Source organism: Escherichia sp. MOD1-EC6021 (assembly GCF_002965245.1).
In the GTDB taxonomy this organism is placed as follows: domain Bacteria; phylum Pseudomonadota; class Gammaproteobacteria; order Enterobacterales; family Enterobacteriaceae; genus Escherichia; species Escherichia coli_F.
Genome location: NZ_PTRU01000013.1, coordinates 11329 through 29585, shown reverse-complemented (window position 1 = coordinate 29585; position 18257 = coordinate 11329). Strand labels below are relative to the sequence as shown.

General features: G+C 49.8%; 14 protein-coding genes. 9 read left to right on the top strand and 5 right to left on the bottom strand.

The annotated features are described in order from the left end of the window. The first annotated feature begins 13 nt into the window (after positions 1-13). The 5 genes from BEB54_RS15775 to ompL all read left to right on the top strand — a co-directional run bounded on the left by BEB54_RS15775 (position 14) and on the right by ompL (position 6668). Positions 14-889 carry a sulfite exporter TauE/SafE family protein gene (locus tag BEB54_RS15775; protein ID WP_000345431.1) on the top strand — a complete coding sequence of 292 codons (876 nt, stop codon included), beginning with the start codon at positions 14-16 and terminating at the stop codon, positions 887-889. Between the two features lie 107 nt (positions 890-996). After that, on the top strand, positions 997-3033 hold the full coding sequence (yihQ, locus tag BEB54_RS15770) for a sulfoquinovosidase (RefSeq protein WP_105282230.1): 2037 nt from the start codon (positions 997-999) through the stop codon (positions 3031-3033). A gap of 45 nt (positions 3034-3078) precedes the next feature. Then, entirely contained in the window at positions 3079-4464 is a 1386-nt protein-coding gene (locus BEB54_RS15765) for an MFS transporter (RefSeq protein WP_039021514.1), read from the top strand. 40 nt (positions 4465-4504) lie between these two features. Beyond that, positions 4505-5908 carry an MFS transporter gene (locus tag BEB54_RS15760; protein WP_105277532.1) on the top strand — a complete coding sequence of 468 codons (1404 nt, stop codon included), beginning with the start codon at positions 4505-4507 and terminating at the stop codon, positions 5906-5908. A 67-nt stretch (positions 5909-5975) separates the two neighbouring features. Beyond that, on the top strand, positions 5976-6668 hold the full coding sequence (ompL, locus tag BEB54_RS15755) for a porin OmpL (RefSeq protein WP_105277533.1): 693 nt from the start codon (positions 5976-5978) through the stop codon (positions 6666-6668). 90 nt (positions 6669-6758) lie between these two features. Here ompL and BEB54_RS15750 read toward each other — a convergent pair whose 3' ends face one another. The 4 genes from BEB54_RS15750 to typA all read right to left on the bottom strand — a co-directional run bounded on the left by BEB54_RS15750 (position 6759) and on the right by typA (position 11865). Continuing rightward, complete coding sequence (locus BEB54_RS15750; protein ID WP_000956330.1) at positions 6759-8024, bottom strand: MFS transporter; 1266 nt, start codon at positions 8022-8024, stop codon at positions 6759-6761. A 99-nt stretch (positions 8025-8123) separates the two neighbouring features. Then, on the bottom strand, positions 8124-9107 hold the full coding sequence (locus tag BEB54_RS15745) for a sugar phosphate isomerase/epimerase family protein (protein ID WP_105277534.1): 984 nt from the start codon (positions 9105-9107) through the stop codon (positions 8124-8126). A gap of 7 nt (positions 9108-9114) precedes the next feature. After that, positions 9115-9825: a GntR family transcriptional regulator gene (locus tag BEB54_RS15740; protein ID WP_000829805.1), complete on the bottom strand. Its 711-nt coding sequence runs from the start codon at positions 9823-9825 to the stop codon at positions 9115-9117. A 216-nt stretch (positions 9826-10041) separates the two neighbouring features. Next, positions 10042-11865, bottom strand: a complete 1824-nt coding sequence (typA, locus tag BEB54_RS15735; RefSeq protein WP_000570668.1) for a ribosome-dependent GTPase TypA — start codon at positions 11863-11865, stop codon at positions 10042-10044. A 372-nt stretch (positions 11866-12237) separates the two neighbouring features. Between typA and glnA the strand changes: the two genes are divergently transcribed. The 4 genes from glnA (at position 12238) to BEB54_RS15710 (ending at position 16514) form a co-directional block, all read left to right on the top strand. Beyond that, complete coding sequence (gene glnA, locus BEB54_RS15725) at positions 12238-13647, top strand: glutamate--ammonia ligase (RefSeq protein ID WP_001271718.1); 1410 nt, start codon at positions 12238-12240, stop codon at positions 13645-13647. A gap of 174 nt (positions 13648-13821) precedes the next feature. Further along, positions 13822-14871, top strand: coding sequence for a nitrogen regulation protein NR(II) (gene glnL, locus BEB54_RS15720; RefSeq protein WP_000190577.1), 1050 nt, complete (start codon positions 13822-13824; stop codon positions 14869-14871). Between the two features lie 11 nt (positions 14872-14882). Beyond that, positions 14883-16292 (top strand): nitrogen regulation protein NR(I), encoded by a 1410-nt coding sequence (glnG, locus tag BEB54_RS15715; protein WP_105277538.1) that lies wholly within the window; start codon positions 14883-14885, stop codon positions 16290-16292. Between the two features lie 111 nt (positions 16293-16403). Then, on the top strand, positions 16404-16514 hold the full coding sequence (locus BEB54_RS15710; RefSeq protein ID WP_000893994.1) for a YshB family small membrane protein: 111 nt from the start codon (positions 16404-16406) through the stop codon (positions 16512-16514). A gap of 228 nt (positions 16515-16742) precedes the next feature. Here the strand turns inward: BEB54_RS15710 and hemN are convergent, their stop codons facing one another. After that, positions 16743-18116 (bottom strand): oxygen-independent coproporphyrinogen III oxidase, encoded by a 1374-nt coding sequence (gene hemN, locus BEB54_RS15705; protein WP_000116093.1) that lies wholly within the window; start codon positions 18114-18116, stop codon positions 16743-16745. Between the last annotated feature and the right edge of the window lie 141 nt (positions 18117-18257).

The window sequence follows — 18257 nt, the reverse complement described above, 5'->3', positions numbered from 1 at the left end:
AACAGGAAATATTATGGACTTTTTTACGTTATTTTCGCCAGATGGGGCCATGCTGGAAACAAACGTGGTATGTATCGTTATCGCGTTGATGTTTCTTTATACCTTTGTGGGGATATGCGCGGGATTTGGTGGCGGTTTAACCACCATGCCACTCGTCACGTTAATGCTCCCCGTAAAAATGGCAACACCACTTTCGGTAATTGTCGGCACCGCAACCGCCTTGTACGCCACCTGGCTATCACGCAAAGAAACGGATTGGCGCTCGGCAATGGTGCTGATTATTTTCTCATTTTTGGGAATACCCGTCGGTTTATATGCGCTGTCATATTTACCCGACCATTTTATGAAAGTGGGCTTAGGTGGATTTCTTATCCTCTACTCCTTTTACAGCATGTTTATTCCTCGCTTGCCGATTTATGACCGTAACTGGATCGCCGCACCTATCGGCGCAGTAGCTGGCGCATTAGGCGCGGCGTTCTCAACCAACGGGCCGCCGATGGTTATCTACGGGATGCTGCGTAACTTAGGTCCGGCGGCATTTCGCGGCACTCTGAACGCTTTCTTCACCGCAAACAACATCGCGGTGATCGGCGGGCTGGCGACCAGCGGAATTTTGACTGTTTCTATCTTTAAACTGGTGCTGTTTTGTATTCCCACCATGATCCTCGGTTCACTGATTGGACAATATGTGCATAAACGCATTTCGGTCAAAGTGTTTCGTGTGATGGTCTTTTTATTGTTGATTGCCTCCGGTTCTATGTTGATAAAAGGTGCGTTGGGAATTCCCGCCGCTGCCGCACTTCTGCCTCCGTTTACCTTGTTAGTTATACTGCAACTGGCATTTGGTAAAAAAGTGGCTGCAATCCGCCGAGCTGAAGAAAGTAAATAATCACTTGCGCGGGTTTTAATTTATACCCGCACACATTCTTTGATTAATGAAACCTGTAATAACAGGATGGCATGAAATATTAGTTTTATACTCTATGGAGATTATTTATGGATACGCCACGCCCACAGTTATTAGATTTTCAATTTCATCAGAATAACGACAGTTTTACTCTACGTTTTCAAGACCGTCTTATTTTAATCCATAGCAAAGATAATCCTTGCTTATCGATTGGCTCAGGTATAGCGGATATCGATATGTTCCGCGGTAATTTCAGCATTAAAGATAAATTGCAGGAGAAGATTGCGCTCACCGACGCCATCGTCAGCCAGTCACCGGATGGCTGGTTAATCCATTTCAGCCGTGGTTCTGACATTAGCGCCACGCTGCGTATCTCTGCCGACGATCAGGGCCGTTTATTGCTGGAACTACAAAACGACAACCATCACCACAACCGCATCTGGCTGCGTCTTGCCGCACAACCGGAGGACCATATCTACGGCTGCGGTGAACAGTTTTCCTATTTTGATCTACGCGGCAAACCGTTCCCACTGTGGACCAGTGAACAAGGCGTTGGTCGCAACAAACAAACCTATGTCACCTGGCAGGCCGACTGCAAAGAGAACGCGGGCGGCGACTATTACTGGACTTTCTTCCCGCAGCCTACTTTTGTCAGCACGCAGAAGTATTACTGCCATGTCGATAACAGCTGCTATATGAACTTCGACTTCAGTGTTCCGGAATACCATGAACTGGCATTGTGGGAAGACAATGCCACCCTGCATTTTGAATGTGCGGACACATACATCTCCCTGTTGGAAAAATTAACCGCCCTGCTGGGACGCCAGCCAGAACTGCCCGACTGGATTTATGACGGGGTAACGCTCGGTATTCAGGGCGGGACAGATGTATGCCAGAAGAAACTGGACACCATGCGTAACGCGGGCGTGAAGGTCAACGGCATCTGGGCGCAGGACTGGTCCGGGATCCGTATGACCTCTTTTGGCAAACGTGTGATGTGGAACTGGAAGTGGAACAGTGAAAACTACCCACAGTTAGATTCCCGCATCAAGCAATGGAAAGAAGAAGGCGTGCAGTTCCTCGCCTACATCAACCCGTATGTTGCCAGCGATAAAGATCTCTGCGAAGAAGCGGCGCAACATGGCTATCTGGCAAAAGATGCCTCTGGCGGTGACTATCTGGTGGAATTTGGGGAGTTTTACGGCGGCGTTGTCGATTTGACCAATCCTGAAGCCTATTCCTGGTTTAAAGAGGTCATCAAGAAAAACATGATCGAATTGGGCTGCGGCGGCTGGATGGCAGATTTTGGCGAATATTTGCCGACCGATACGTATCTGCATAACGGCGTTAGCGCCGAAATTATGCATAACGCCTGGCCCGCACTGTGGGCGAAATGTAACTACGAAGCCCTTGAAGAAACGGGCAAGCTTGGCGAGATCCTTTTCTTTATGCGCGCCGGTTCTACCGGTAGCCAGAAATACTCCACCATGATGTGGGCGGGCGACCAGAACGTCGACTGGAGTCTCGACGATGGCCTGGCGTCGGTCGTCCCGGCAGCGCTGTCGCTGGCAATGACCGGACATGGTTTGCATCACAGTGACATTGGCGGTTATACCACCCTGTTTGAGATGAAGCGCAGCAAAGAGCTGCTGCTGCGCTGGTGTGATTTCAGCGCCTTCACGTCGATGATGCGCACCCACGAAGGCAACCGTCCGGGCGACAACTGGCAGTTTGACGGCGACGCGGAAACTATTGCCCATTTTGCCCGTATGACCACCGTCTTCACCACCCTGAAACCTTACCTGAAAGAGGCCGTCGCGCTGAATGCGAAGTCCGGCCTGCCGGTTATGCGCCCGCTGTTCCTGCATTACGAAGACGATGCGCAGACCTACACCCTGAAATATCAGTACCTGTTAGGCCGCGACATTCTGGTCGCTCCGGTGCATGAACAAGGCCGTAGCGACTGGACGCTCTATCTGCCGGAGGATAACTGGGTCCACGCCTGGACAGGTGAAGCGTTCCAGGGCGAGGAAGTTACCGTTAATGCGCCCATCGGTAAACCGCCGGTCTTTTATCGCGCCGATAGCGAATGGGCGGTACTGTTCGCGTCGTTAAAAAGCATCTAATCACGTCCGCCCGTGGGGAAACTCACGGGCAAAGGGAGAACAACGATGAGTCACATCACAACGGAAGATCCTGCTACTTTACGTCTGCCCTTTAAAGAGAAACTCTCTTACGGTATCGGAGATCTGGCCTCTAACATCCTGCTGGATATCGGCACGCTTTATCTTTTGAAGTTTTATACCGACGTTCTGGGGCTGCCCGGCACCTATGGCGGTATTATCTTTTTGATCTCGAAATTCTTTACCGCCTTTACCGACATGGGTACCGGCATCATGCTCGATTCCCGGCGTAAGATCGGTCCAAAAGGTAAGTTCCGTCCTTTTATTCTGTATGCGTCATTCCCGGTCACCTTACTGGCGATCGCCAACTTTGTCGGCACACCGTTTGATGTCACCGGTAAAACGGTGATGGCCACTATCCTGTTTATGCTCTACGGGCTGTTTTTCAGCATGATGAACTGCTCTTATGGCGCAATGGTCCCCGCTATTACCAAAAACCCCAACGAACGCGCATCACTGGCGGCATGGCGTCAGGGTGGCGCTACATTGGGCCTGCTGCTTTGTACGGTGGGATTCGTGCCGGTTATGAATCTTATCGAGGGTAATCAGCAACTTGGCTATATCTTCGCCGCCACGCTATTTTCACTGTTCGGCCTGCTGTTTATGTGGATCTGCTACTCGGGCGTGAAAGAGCGTTATGTCGAAACCCAACCTGCAAATCCGGCGCAAAAGCCAGGCTTGTTGCAATCTTTCCGTGCGATTGCCGGTAACCGCCCGCTGTTCATTTTGTGCATTGCTAACCTCTGTACCTTAGGGGCATTTAACGTCAAGCTCGCCATTCAGGTCTATTACACCCAGTACGTGCTTAACGATCCCATCCTGTTGTCATATATGGGATTTTTCAGCATGGGCTGTATTTTCATCGGCGTGTTCCTGATGCCTGGTGCAGTCAGACGTTTTGGTAAGAAGAAAGTCTATATCGGCGGTCTGCTGATCTGGGTGCTGGGCGATCTGCTCAACTATTTCTTCGGCGGCGGCTCGGTCAGCTTTGTGGCGTTCTCCTGCCTGGCGTTCTTCGGCTCAGCGTTTGTTAACAGCCTGAACTGGGCGCTGGTTTCTGACACCGTCGAGTACGGCGAGTGGCGCACCGGCGTTCGTTCGGAAGGTACGGTCTACACCGGCTTCACCTTCTTTCGCAAAGTATCTCAGGCGCTGGCAGGTTTCTTCCCAGGCTGGATGCTGACGCAAATCGGCTATGTGCCAAACGTGGCGCAGGCTGACCATACCATCGAAGGTTTACGCCAGCTGATCTTCATCTACCCAAGCGCACTGGCGGTAGTCACCATTGTGGCGATGGGTTGCTTCTACAGTCTGAACGAGAAAATGTACGTCCGCATTGTTGAAGAAATAGAAGCCCGTAAACGCACGGCATAAATAATAAACAACGCCCTGCGGGGCGTTATAAGGAGTGATTATGTCTGACCATAATCCACTGACATTAAAACTGAATCTGCGGGAAAAAATCGCTTATGGCATGGGCGACGTCGGTTCGAATTTAATGCTTAGCATCGGCACTCTGTATCTCCTCAAATTTTATACCGATGAATTAGGGATGCCTGCTTACTATGGCGGGATTATCTTTCTGGTGGCGAAATTCTTTACCGCGTTTACCGATATGCTCACCGGATTTTTACTCGACTCGCGGAAAAATATTGGGCCTAAAGGCAAATTTCGTCCCTTTATTTTATATGCAGCGGTTCCGGCGGCGTTAATTGCAACGCTCCAGTTTATCGCCACCACCTTTAGTTTGCCGGTTAAAACGACGATTGCCACCGCGCTGTTTATGATGTTTGGACTTTCATACAGTCTGATGAACTGCTCGTATGGCGCGATGATCCCGGCCATTACCAAAAACCCCAATGAGCGCGCGCAGCTCGCAGCTTATCGACAAGGAGGAGCCACCATAGGGCTATTGATTTGTACCGTGGCGTTTATTCCGTTGCAGTCGCTATTTTCTGACCCCACCGTCGGTTACGCCTGCGCGGCACTGATGTTCTCCATTGGCGGCTTTATTTTTATGATGCTGTGCTACAGAGGCGTCAAAGAGCATTATGTGGACGCAACGCCAACCGGACATAAAGCCAGTATTCTCAAATCATTTTGCGCGATATTTCGTAATCCGCCATTGCTGGTTTTATGTATTGCTAACCTGTGTACCCTGGCGGCATTTAATATCAAACTGGCAATTCAGGTCTATTACACTCAGTATGTGCTGAATGATATTAATTTATTGTCGTGGATGGGATTCTTCAGTATGGGATGCATCCTCATCGGCGTATTGCTGGTGCCATTAACTGTAAAATGTTTTGGTAAAAAACAGGTTTATTTAGCTGGCATGGTGCTGTGGGCGGTGGGGGATATCCTGAATTATTTCTGGGGCAGTAACTCTTTCACTTTCGTCATGTTCTCTTGTGTCGCCTTTTTTGGTACGGCCTTTGTAAACAGCCTGAACTGGGCGCTGGTACCGGATACCGTAGATTATGGTGAATGGAAAACAGGTATACGTGCCGAAGGTTCTGTTTATACCGGTTATACCTTCTTTCGTAAAATTTCAGCCGCACTTGCTGGCTTCTTGCCAGGCATTATGCTGACGCAAATCGGTTATGTTCCCAACATCGCGCAAAGCGATGCAACATTACAGGGTTTGCGTCAGCTCATTTTTATTTGGCCTTGTGCGCTGGCGATAATTGCTGCATTGACGATGGGATTCTTTTACACGCTCAATGAAAAACGTTTTGCGTTAATTATTGAGGACATCAACCAACGTAAAAATAAAGAGATTGAGACAAAAGAAAAAACCGCTTCCGTAACGTTATAAATGTCAATAGCCGCTATTTCCATCCTGATGGGTGGCGGCCCCCCTACGTTAAAAAAATGGACTTATTATGAAAAAGATTAATGCAATAATTTTATTATCTTCTCTGACCTCTGCATCGGTATTCGCTGGCGCATATGTTGAAAACAGGGAGGCATATAATCTCGCCTCCGATCAGGCAGAAATTATGCTACGTGTAGGTTATAACTTCGATATGGGTGCGGGTATCATGTTAACCAATACCTATAATTTTCAGAGAGAAGATGAGCTTAAACATGGCTACAATGAAATTGAAGGTTGGTATCCTTTATTCAAACCAACCGATAAATTAACCATCCAGCCCGGTGGCTTAATTAATGATAAAAGCACCGGTTCCGGTGGTGCAGTATATCTGGACGTCAACTATAAATTTGTACCATGGTTTAATCTGACAGTGCGAAATCGCTATAACCATAATAACTACAGTTCAACAGATTTGAACGGGGAGCTGGATAATAATGACACCTATGAAATTGGTACCTACTGGAATTTTAAAATCACCGAGAAATTCTCCTATACATTTGAGCCACATTATTTTATACGCGTAAATGACTTTAATAGCAGCAATGGAAAAGATCATCACTGGGAAATCACTAATACCTTCCGTTACCGTATTAATGAACACTGGCTCCCTTATTTCGAATTACGCTGGTTAGATCGTAATATAGAACCATACCACCGCGAGCAAAACCAGATTCGTATCGGGACGAAGTATTTCTTCTGATGTGAAACTGCCGGATGCGGCGTAAACGCCTTATCCGGCCTACGGTTGATACGGTTTTCATTGGCCGGATTAAACACATCCGGCCATTAATCAAGCTTCAGCCGCCAGCATCTCTTTCTTACGTTGGCTAATACGCTTAACCAGCATTACGGAAACCACCGCACCACAGAATGCGAAGCAGGCCATAATGCCAAACACGATTTTGTAGCCAATAATCCCCGGATTTAAATCCAGAATGTAACCATACAGACTGAAGCAGAACATCGCCGGGGCGTAACCGATAAAGCTACCCAACGCCATCGCCGCGCCTGTTTTATTTTCAGCAATTTTTGCTTCGCCGATAGGTGCAAAAAATACGGCTCGCTGTGTAAAGACTATCGCGCCAAAGCCTAATGTACAGGCCATCCCTAAATAGACCGGCATACTTTCGTGCGGCAGCATAATCAACAGTACGAGCGCAGCGGTACTGATGATAAAGGTGTAGCATAGATATTTACTCGGCGATTTCAGGATCTTATCTGAAATCATGCCACCAATCGGTCCACCGATCATTTTCAGACAGTATTGGTTAATGATGCCGTAAGCACCCACCAGCGCAACGGGCAGCAGATAGATGTTTTTCAGGAATGGAATGAAGAATGTCAGGCCACAGTAAACCGCGTAAACGAAGAAGACGTTGAAAGCGATAAGCCAGATGGTTTTATCTCTCAGCACCGAAGTCATACTGGTGTTTTGCGATGCTTCGTCTTCTTTTTTCACCTCCACGGACGGTGCCTCTTCTTTGTCATTGAGTACAAAGAAAATGATAACGCCCACGGCAATCACAATAAGGGAATAGAACCAGATACCCGCTTTAAAGCCCAACAAGCCACTGCCAAACCAGGTAAATACTGCCAACGCAGAAAATGCCACCACAGTATCGACAATTCCACGCCCTGTTTCGAAGAAGCCAAACAAACGACCTTGTTGTTCGCTATTGCCCAGTCGACTTACCGACTTGAGCAAGACAGGCCAGTTCATCATGTCGCAGGTAACGCCAAATAGCGCCCAGACAAAGAGGATGCCCCAATACCCCGGCATTGTCGTCAAATAAACACCCAGTAATCCCGTCGCAATGAGGGAGAATGACATGGTGTATCTGCGCGGTAGTTTATCGGCAAAATAAATAGACAGAAAAAAGCCCACTGTGGTGACAAATGAGTTTACCGACATAGCATTACCAATTTGACCATTGGTCAAATGGAAATATTCCTGCATCGGGATATAAAACGCATCTTTCAACGACGGTAATTTATAAATTGTACCGCCACACAGTGTTAATAGACTAAATAACGCCCATTTCTTTTTCGTGAGCATAACATCCCCTAAGCGATTTTGAAAATCACTGTTCTAAAGGCAATAAGATACCGGCCATTCTTATGGAATGGTTTTTATTAACAGCGGATGAGTTAAAGCTTATGAGTGGTTCAGAAGATGGCTTGCCTCTTGTTTGATTTGTTGTAGTACGTTACGCACATGATTTATCTGATTAATTGCATCTTCTTTTTCTTTACGTAACCGCGCATCCAGTAAATGATTTTCTGGCAGTGGTGTTTCACTCATCTGGCGATAAGGGATCCACGGATTATCATCTTCGTCTTCAAAGCGGAACGCCGGAGCATAATAATCAACCTCTTCTTCCAGGCCATACGCTGTCACCTGCGGTTCTTCATCGCCAAGGCAGATAAGGTGTGTTAATAACTCTTTGAATGGCATATCACCCTGACCTGAAATACAGGCTTTATGGCCCAGGCCACCTTGTTCTTTAACAATCAAGGCATCTTTGATATGGACCTGGGTAATATGTGGTGCCATCGTTTTTAAAGCGTCTATGGGATGCTCATTCGCATTGATCATATTCGCAAAATCAAACAGTAAGGAAAGTGATTTCATCTCACTGTCTTTGACCAGCGACACCAGTTCATGGCTTTTTAAATCTTCATGCTGTTCGATCGTAAAGGTCAGGCCGCTGTCCTGATACGTTTCCCGAACATAGGCAATATCGTTAGCAATGATCGATAATACGTCGCGTAAATTACCTTCATAACGCGGATAAAAACGCACGGACGATGCCCCGGTTTTCAACGCAATGGCGACGGCTTCGTCAATAGATGCCTTATCTGAAGCGCTGGTTTCAATATGAATATCAAGGTTCAGATGGCGGGCTTTATCGCCAAAGGCAGAGAGTTCTTTATCTGCCATATTGCCCAAAGAAAAACGTTCGCCATCCAGAACATGAATTTTTACGCCTCGCAGATTATTTTCACTCGCAATATCAAGTAAATCAGCTGGCAATACTCTTTCCAGCCGCATATTTAAATGAAAAGCGTAGGCATGCAAATAAAGAGGAAGAGTATCGACACGTTGTAGAATCTTTCTTGCGTTATTTATTGTCACCATAAAACACCTACAGATTAATGATGAGATCCACGGCCTCAAATCGCCAATATTCAATATCTATCTGGACAATATTGCCTTGCTGGTCAGCGCGATGTTTTTCAATTAAGATCGCAGGCATGCCCGCTGAACCGCCAAGAAATTTACTGATATCACCCGGCATTCTTACGGGTTTGAAAACCAGTTTTTTTACTACCGTCTCTTTTTGGTAGCATTTTTCCCAGACTGAAGAAAATGAGTGGTTTTCAAGTTGCTCTATAAAACCTGGGGCAACTTCAGGATTAATATATGTTTCGTGATAGAAAACTTTATGTCCTTCCAGCGCCCCCCAGCCGGTAATGCGATAGAGTTCAGTTGATGGCGTCACTGCAACCAGTGGCGCGAGCGTCTCGGGAATGTCGCTGGTACGGCTTTTCTCAGTAAAGCCCCAGGAAGGTTCCCGCCCTTGCTCAATTGCGGCCCGCTGAAAGCTCGCCGACAGCTCCGGACTGTAATTAAATCGCGGCTGAGTCACGAACCACCCTTTACGATCCTTACGGAAAATTTTGGATTCTGCCTCAAGGTTCAGCAACGCCTGGCGTAACGTCATACGTTTAATGCCCAGCAACTCTCCCAGCTCTCTTTCTGAAGGGAGTTTTCCACCCGGCGTGGTGATGCCATCTTTCAACCACCGATCCAGTTTCTCTTTTGCATTTTCTACGGTGGATTGATTCTCCGCCATTGTTTAATCCTTTTGGTTTAAACCAGATGAGGCATCTTACGCTTACGCCAAAAAAGAAAGCAATTAACAGCGTATGACTTTGCAGATAATTGTGACAAAGCTCTCTATTGACGTAACCACAAACTTATAAGGGAGATACTCGCACTGGTGAGAACTTACGACAGGCAAAAAAAAACCTGCCATCGCTGGCAGGTTTTTTATGACTAAAAAACGAAATTAATCGTCTTTCGGTGCGCGGTTGGCGCGACGACGATCGTTTTCCGTCAGGTGACGTTTACGAATACGGATAGAGGTCGGAGTCACTTCTACCAGTTCGTCATCATCGATGAACTCCAGAGCTTGTTCCAGAGTCATGCGGATAGGCGGAACCAGAACAACGGCTTCGTCAGTACCGGAAGCACGCATGTTGGTCAGTTTCTTACCGGTCAGACAGTTTACAGTCAGGTCGTTAGAGCGGCTATGAATACCGATAATCTGACCTTCGTAAACTTCTGCACCGTGACCGAGGAACAGCTTACCGCGATCCTGCAGACCGAACAGCGCGAACGCGACCGCTTTACCCTGACCGTTAGAGATCAGTACGCCGTTCTGACGCTGACCCACTTCACCCGGACGTACGTCGTCGTAGTGGCTGAAGGTGGAGTACAGCAGACCCGTACCAGAAGTCATGGTCATGAACTCAGAACGGAAGCCAATCAGACCACGGCTTGGGATCACGTAGTCGAGACGTACGCGGCCTTTACCGTCTGGATTCATGTTTTTCAGGTCGCCTTTACGTTCGCCCAGCGCCTGCATCACAGAACCCTGATGCTGTTCTTCAACGTCCAGCGTCACGTTTTCATACGGCTCTTGTTTACGACCGTCGATTTCACGGAAGATAACTTTCGGACGGGATACCGCCAGTTCGAAACCTTCACGACGCATGTTTTCGATCAGAACAGACAGGTGCAGTTCGCCACGACCAGAAACGCGGAACGCATCGGCGTCTTCAGTTTCTTCTACGCGCAGCGCAACGTTGTGTACCAGTTCTTTGTTCAGACGATCCAGAATCTGACGAGACGTTACGAACTTACCTTCTTTACCGCAGAACGGTGAGGTGTTAACGCAGAAGAACATAGAAACGGTCGGCTCATCAACGGAGAGTGCCGGCAGCGCTTCAACGTTTTGCGTGTCGCAAACGGTGTCAGAAATGTTCAGTTCGCCCAGGCCCGTGATCGCCACGATATCGCCAGCTTCCGCCAGATCGGTTTCGATACGTTCCAGACCGAGGTGGCCCAGCACTTTACCGACTTTCGCGTTGCGGGTTTTGCCTTCGCTATCGATGATAGTGACCTGCTGGTTCGGCTTCACTTTACCGCGCTTGATGCGGCCAATGCCGATAACGCCAACATAGCTGTTGTAATCGAGCTGAGAAATCTGCATCTGGAACGGACCGTCAAGGTCAACGTCCGGCGCAGGAACGTGGTCAACAATTGCCTGATACAGCGGGGTCATGTCTTCCGCCATATCTTCGTGGTCCAGACCGGCGATACCGTTCAGCGCAGAAGCGTAAACGATCGGGAAGTCCAGCTGCTCGTCGGTCGCGTCGAGGTTAACGAACAGGTCGAATACCTGATCCACAACCCAGTCAGGACGCGCGCCAGGGCGGTCAACTTTGTTGATAACAACAATTGGCTTCAGGCCGTAAGCAAACGCTTTTTTGGTTACGAAGCGCGTTTGCGGCATCGGGCCGTCAAATGCGTCAACCACCAGCAGCACTGAGTCTACCATGGACATTACACGTTCAACTTCACCACCGAAGTCGGCGTGCCCCGGGGTATCAACGATGTTGATACGGTAATCATTCCATTTGATAGCGGTGTTTTTCGCGAGGATGGTAATCCCACGCTCTTTCTCCAAATCGTTGGAGTCCATCACGCGCTCTTGGGTTTCGGCACGAGAGTCGAACGTACCGGATTGTTGGAGCAGCTTGTCTACCAGGGTGGTTTTACCATGGTCTACGTGCGCGATGATGGCGATATTACGCAATTTTTCGATCACAACTTTGCCTCAGGCATTAGAAATAGCGCGTTATTGTACACGGATTAATCGCACTACAAAACAGGATCACAAACATCCTCCGCAAACAAGTATTGCAGAGTCCCTTTGTGATCGCTTTCACGGAGCATAAAAAGGGTTATCCAAAGGTCATTGCACCAATATGGTGCTTAATGTTTCCATTGAAGCACTATATTGGTGCAACATTCACATCATGGTGCAGCCCTTTTGCACGATGTTAAGCATGATAACGCCTTTTAGGGGCAATTTAAAAGTTGGCACAGTTTTCGCTTTATCTTTTTTACGGCGACACGGCCAAAATAATTGCAGATTTCGTTACCACGACGACCATGACCAATCCAGGAGAGTTAAAGTATGTCCGCTGAACACGTACTGACGATGCTGAACGAGCACGAAGTGAAGTTTGTTGATTTGCGCTTCACCGATACCAAAGGTAAAGAACAGCACGTCACTATCCCTGCTCATCAGGTGAATGCTGAATTCTTCGAAGAAGGCAAAATGTTTGACGGCTCCTCGATTGGCGGCTGGAAAGGCATTAACGAATCCGACATGGTGCTGATGCCAGACGCATCCACCGCAGTGATTGACCCGTTCTTCGCCGATTCTACCCTGATTATCCGTTGCGACATCCTTGAACCTGGCACCCTGCAAGGCTATGACCGTGACCCGCGCTCCATCGCGAAGCGCGCTGAAGATTACCTGCGTTCTACTGGCATTGCCGACACCGTACTGTTCGGGCCAGAACCTGAATTCTTCCTGTTCGATGACATCCGTTTCGGATCTTCTATCTCCGGTTCCCACGTTGCTATCGACGATATCGAAGGCGCATGGAACTCCTCCACCCAATACGAAGGTGGTAACAAAGGTCACCGTCCGGCAGTGAAAGGCGGTTACTTCCCGGTTCCGCCGGTAGACTCTGCTCAGGATATCCGTTCTGAAATGTGTCTGGTGATGGAACAGATGGGCCTGGTAGTTGAAGCCCATCACCACGAAGTAGCGACTGCTGGTCAGAACGAAGTGGCTACCCGCTTCAATACCATGACCAAAAAAGCTGACGAAATTCAGATCTACAAATATGTTGTGCACAACGTAGCACACCGCTTCGGTAAAACCGCGACCTTTATGCCAAAACCGATGTTCGGTGATAACGGCTCCGGTATGCACTGCCACATGTCACTGTCTAAAAACGGCGTCAACCTGTTCGCTGGCGACAAATATGCAGGTCTGTCTGAGCAGGCGTTGTACTACATTGGCGGCGTAATCAAACACGCTAAAGCAATTAACGCCCTGGCAAACCCGACCACCAACTCTTACAAGCGTCTGGTCCCGGGCTACGAAGCACCGGTAATGCTGGCTTACTCTGCACGCAACCGTTCTGCGTCTATCCGTATTCCAGTGGTTTCTTCTCCGAAAGCACGTCGTATCGAAGTCCGTTTCCCGGACCCAGCGGCTAACCCGTACCTGTGCTTTGCTGCCCTGCTGATGGCCGGTCTTGATGGTATCAAGAACAAGATCCACCCAGGCGAAGCCATGGACAAAAACCTGTATGACCTGCCGCCAGAAGAAGCGAAAGAGATCCCACAGGTTGCAGGCTCTCTGGAAGAAGCACTGAACGAACTGGATCTGGACCGCGAGTTCCTGAAAGCCGGTGGCGTGTTCACTGACGAAGCCATTGATGCGTACATCGCTCTGCGTCGCGAAGAAAATGACCGCGTGCGTATGACTCCGCATCCGGTAGAGTTTGAGCTGTACTACAGCGTCTAATAGTTGAAGTTGTACTACCCGGTGCAAAGAAGGCCGGGATTTAGTTGCCGTGGAAACTTTCAGCCCATCTCTGCATGGGCTTTTTTCTCCGTAACTTCTTTGATGCTTCGCGCTTTTTATCCGTAAAAAGCTATAATGCACTAAAATGGTGCAACCTGTTCAGGAGACTGCTTTATGGCAACAGGCACGCAGCCCGATGCTGGGCAGATCCTCAACTCACTGATTAACAGTATTTTGTTAATTGATGACAACCTGGCAATCCATTACGCCAACCCCGCCGCGCAACAACTACTCGCCCAAAGCTCCCGCAAATTGTTTGGTACGCCGTTACCGGAACTGTTGAGCTACTTCTCATTAAATATCGAGCTGATGCAAGAAAGTCTGGAGGCGGGGCAAGGTTTTACCGATAACGAAGTGACGCTGGTGATCGACGGTCGCTCGCATATCCTTTCTGTGACGGCCCAGCGTATGCCGGACGGCATGATCCTGCTGGAGATGGCACCGATGGATAACCAGCGCCGCTTGAGTCAGGAACAGCTACAGCACGCCCAGCAGGTTGCTGCCCGTGATTTAGTGCGCGGCCTGGCGCATGAGATTAAAAATCCGCTTGGCGGTTTACGTGGTGCAGCGCAGTTGCTCAGCAAAGCATTACCTGACCCGTCACTGCTGGAATATACCAAAGTGATTATCGAACAGGCGGACCGGCTGCGAAATCTGGTCGACCGTCTGTTGGGGCCGCAGCTGCCTGGTACGCGCGTTACCGAAAGTATTCACAAAGTGGCTGAACGCGTGGTGACGTTGGTGTCGATGGAACTGCCGGACAACGTGCGGTTGATTCGTGATTACGACCCCAGCCTGCCGGAACTGGCGCACGACCCGGATCAAATTGAACAGGTATTGCTGAATATTGTGCGCAATGCGCTACAGGCACTGGGGCCGGAAGGTGGTGAAATCATTCTGCGTACCCGCACCGCGTTTCAACTGACCTTACACGGCGAGCGCTATCGGCTGGCGGCGCGGATTGATGTGGAAGATAACGGGCCAGGCATTCCGCCTCATTTGCAGGATACGCTGTTTTACCCGATGGTCAGCGGCCGCGAAGGTGGCACCGGGCTTGGCTTATCCATCGCCCGTAATTTGATTGATCAGCATTCAGGCAAAATTGAATTTACCAGTTGGCCAGGTCATACCGAGTTCTCGGTTTACCTGCCTATCAGGAAATAAAGGTGACGTTTATGCAACGAGGGATAGTCTGGGTAGTCGATGACGATAGTTCCATCCGTTGGGTGCTTGAACGTGCGCTCGCTGGAGCGGGTTTAACCTGTACGACATTTGAGAACGGCGCGGAAGTACTGGAGGCGCTGGCGAGCAAAACGCCGGATGTGCTGCTTTCAGATATCCGTATGCCGGGAATGGACGGGCTTGCGCTGCTCAAGCAGATTAAACAGCGCCATCCGATGCTTCCGGTCATCATTATGACCGCACATTCCGATCTGGATGCTGCCGTCAGCGCCTATCAACAAGGGGCGTTTGATTATCTGCCCAAACCGTTTGATATCGACGAAGCCGTGGCGCTGGTTGAGCGCGCCATCAGCCATTATCAGGAACAGCAGCAACCGCGTAATGTTCAGCTTAACGGCCCGACGACCGATATCATCGGCGAAGCGCCAGCCATGCAGGACGTGTTCCGGATTATCGGTCGGCTTTCACGTTCTTCTATTAGCGTGCTGATTAACGGCGAATCCGGCACCGGTAAAGAACTGGTCGCTCATGCCCTGCATCGCCACAGTCCTCGAGCCAAAGCGCCGTTTATCGCGCTGAATATGGCGGCTATCCCGAAGGATTTGATCGAATCAGAACTGTTCGGTCACGAGAAAGGCGCGTTTACCGGCGCGAATACTATTCGTCAGGGGCGTTTTGAACAGGCCGATGGCGGCACGTTATTCCTCGATGAAATTGGCGATATGCCGCTCGATGTACAGACGCGTTTGCTGCGCGTGCTGGCAGACGGTCAGTTTTATCGCGTTGGCGGCTATGCGCCGGTGAAAGTGGATGTGCGGATTATCGCTGCAACCCACCAGAATCTCGAACAGCGGGTACAGGAAGGCAAGTTCCGTGAGGATTTGTTCCACCGCCTGAACGTTATCCGCGTTCATCTGCCGCCGCTGCGTGAGCGTCGGGAAGATATTCCCCGTCTGGCACGCCATTTTTTACAGGTTGCCGCGCGCGAACTGGGCGTAGAAGCGAAGTTGCTGCATCCGGAAACCGAAGCCGCGCTGACGCGTCTGGCATGGCCGGGTAACGTGCGCCAGCTGGAAAACACCTGCCGTTGGTTAACGGTGATGGCCGCCGGGCAGGAAGTGTTGATTCAGGATTTGCCTGGCGAACTGTTTGAATCAACGGTTGCGGAGAGTACTCCGCAAATGCAACCGGACAGTTGGGCAACGCTGTTAGCGCAGTGGGCAGACAGAGCGCTGCGTTCCGGTCATCAAAATTTGCTTTCCGAAGCGCAGCCTGAGCTTGAGCGGACGTTACTGACGACCGCGTTGCGACATACGCAGGGGCATAAACAGGAAGCTGCGCGGCTACTTGGCTGGGGGCGTAACACCCTGACGCGGAAGTTAAAAGAGCTGGGGATGGAGTGATTCACAGCTTGTGTGTAAAGATTGATTATTGAGCGCAAATTGCTGGTATTTTGCGCTTTACTGTTCCGATAAGTTCAGTATGATCTTGCCCGGAAAACGGGGAGAGTCATTATGCTGGAATCAATAATTAATCTGGTATCGAGTGGCGCAGTTGACAGCCACACACCGCAAACTGCCGTTGCTGCCGTGCTGTGTGCTGCGATGATTGGGCTGTTTAGCTGAAGCTCGTTGTTTATGCCGGATGCGGAGAAAGTCGTAGGCCTGATAAGACGCGACCAGCGTCGCATCAGGCATCATGCTCAGATGCCTGATGCAGCGTAAACGCCTTATCCGGCCTACAAAAGCAATAATTTCAACAGGTTTTCTTAACCAGCGCATCAGGCAATCTTGTTCTCAGCACATTGATGGCGCTTTCGTTTTCTACTTTGTAAACGAAGCGCCATTCACTATTCAAATCACCCGAGAGAACTGCTGCATCCGCGCTTTCTGGCGCAGATAGGTATCAAAGCACATGCAAATGTTGCGGATCAGCAGGCGACCTTTCGCCGTTACCTGAATCCCCTTCTCATCCACATCCACCAGCCCATCTTTTGCTAACGGGGCAAGCAGCTTGAGATCTTCTGCAAAGTAGTCAGCGAAGTGCAAATCCCACTGTTGCTCAATGGGGGCATAATCCAGACGGAAGTTGCAGATGAGCGACTTAATCACATCGCGACGAATACAGTCATCACGCGTTAGCGCAATACCACGCCACAGCGCATTGCCTTGTTCATCCACTTGCTGATAGTACTGCTTCAACTCTTTCTGGTTCTGCGCGTAGCAGTCGCCAATCATGCTGATGGCGGAAACGCCCATCCCCAGCAGATCGGTATCGCCCTGAGTGGTGTAGCCCTGGAAGTTACGATGCAGCACGCCTTCACGCTGGGCCACCGCCAGCTCGTCATCCGGGCGAGCAAAGTGATCCATCCCGATAAACTGATAGCCCGATTGCGTCAGGAAGGCGATGGTTTCCTGCAGGATATCGAGTTTTTGCTGCGGACTCGGCAGGTCAGCATCTTTGATTTTACGCTGAGCAGCAAAAATGGTCGGCAAATGCGCGTAGTTAAAGACACTCAGGCGATCGGGGTTAAGTTCCGCCACGCGTTTCAGGGTAAAGGCGAAACTCTCCGGCGTTTGTTTCGGCAGGCCGTAAATCAGGTCAATGTTGGTGGAAGTAAAGCCAATCTCACGCGCATGGTTAAGCAGCGCAAAGATGAACTCTTCATCCTGCTCGCGGTTAACCAGACGTTGCACTTCTTTGTTGAAGTCCTGCACGCCCATGCTCAGGCGATTAAAGCCTTCGGCGCGTAAATGATCGAGTACATCCAGTTCGATTTCCCGCGGATCGACTTCGATCGAAATCTCCGCATCGGCATTGAACTGGAAGTTTTCGCGCAGCAACTTCATCAGTCGGCTGATTTGCGCTTTGTTCAGATACGTCGGCGTACCACCGCCCCAGTGCAATTGGCTGACGTGACGCCCGGCGAACAGCGGTGCACGATGGACGATTTCTTGCTCCAGCGCGTCCAGATACTGATCGGCCTTGTGCTGCTGGCGAGTAACAATCTTATTGCAACCGCAGAAGTAACAAAGCTTATGGCAGAACGGGATATGTACGTAGAGAGATAATGGACGCTCAGGATAGCGCGCCACGGCTTGTAAAAACGCCTGTTCGCCGAAGTCTTCTGAAAACTCCAGCGCGGTCGGGTACGAGGTGTATCGTGGCCCGGAATAGTTATATTTCTGGATCAGGGCCAGATCCCAGTCGATTTGCTGTACAGACATGCTCACTCCTTCCGATGGCGTCTCTGGCGGCTACGGCGTACCGGCGAATGCCCGTTTCGGGTCATCAGCCGGTTGCGCAGCCACTTTTGTCGCCGCGACAACCGCTGTAGTTTAACGAATAACCACACCAGATAACATATA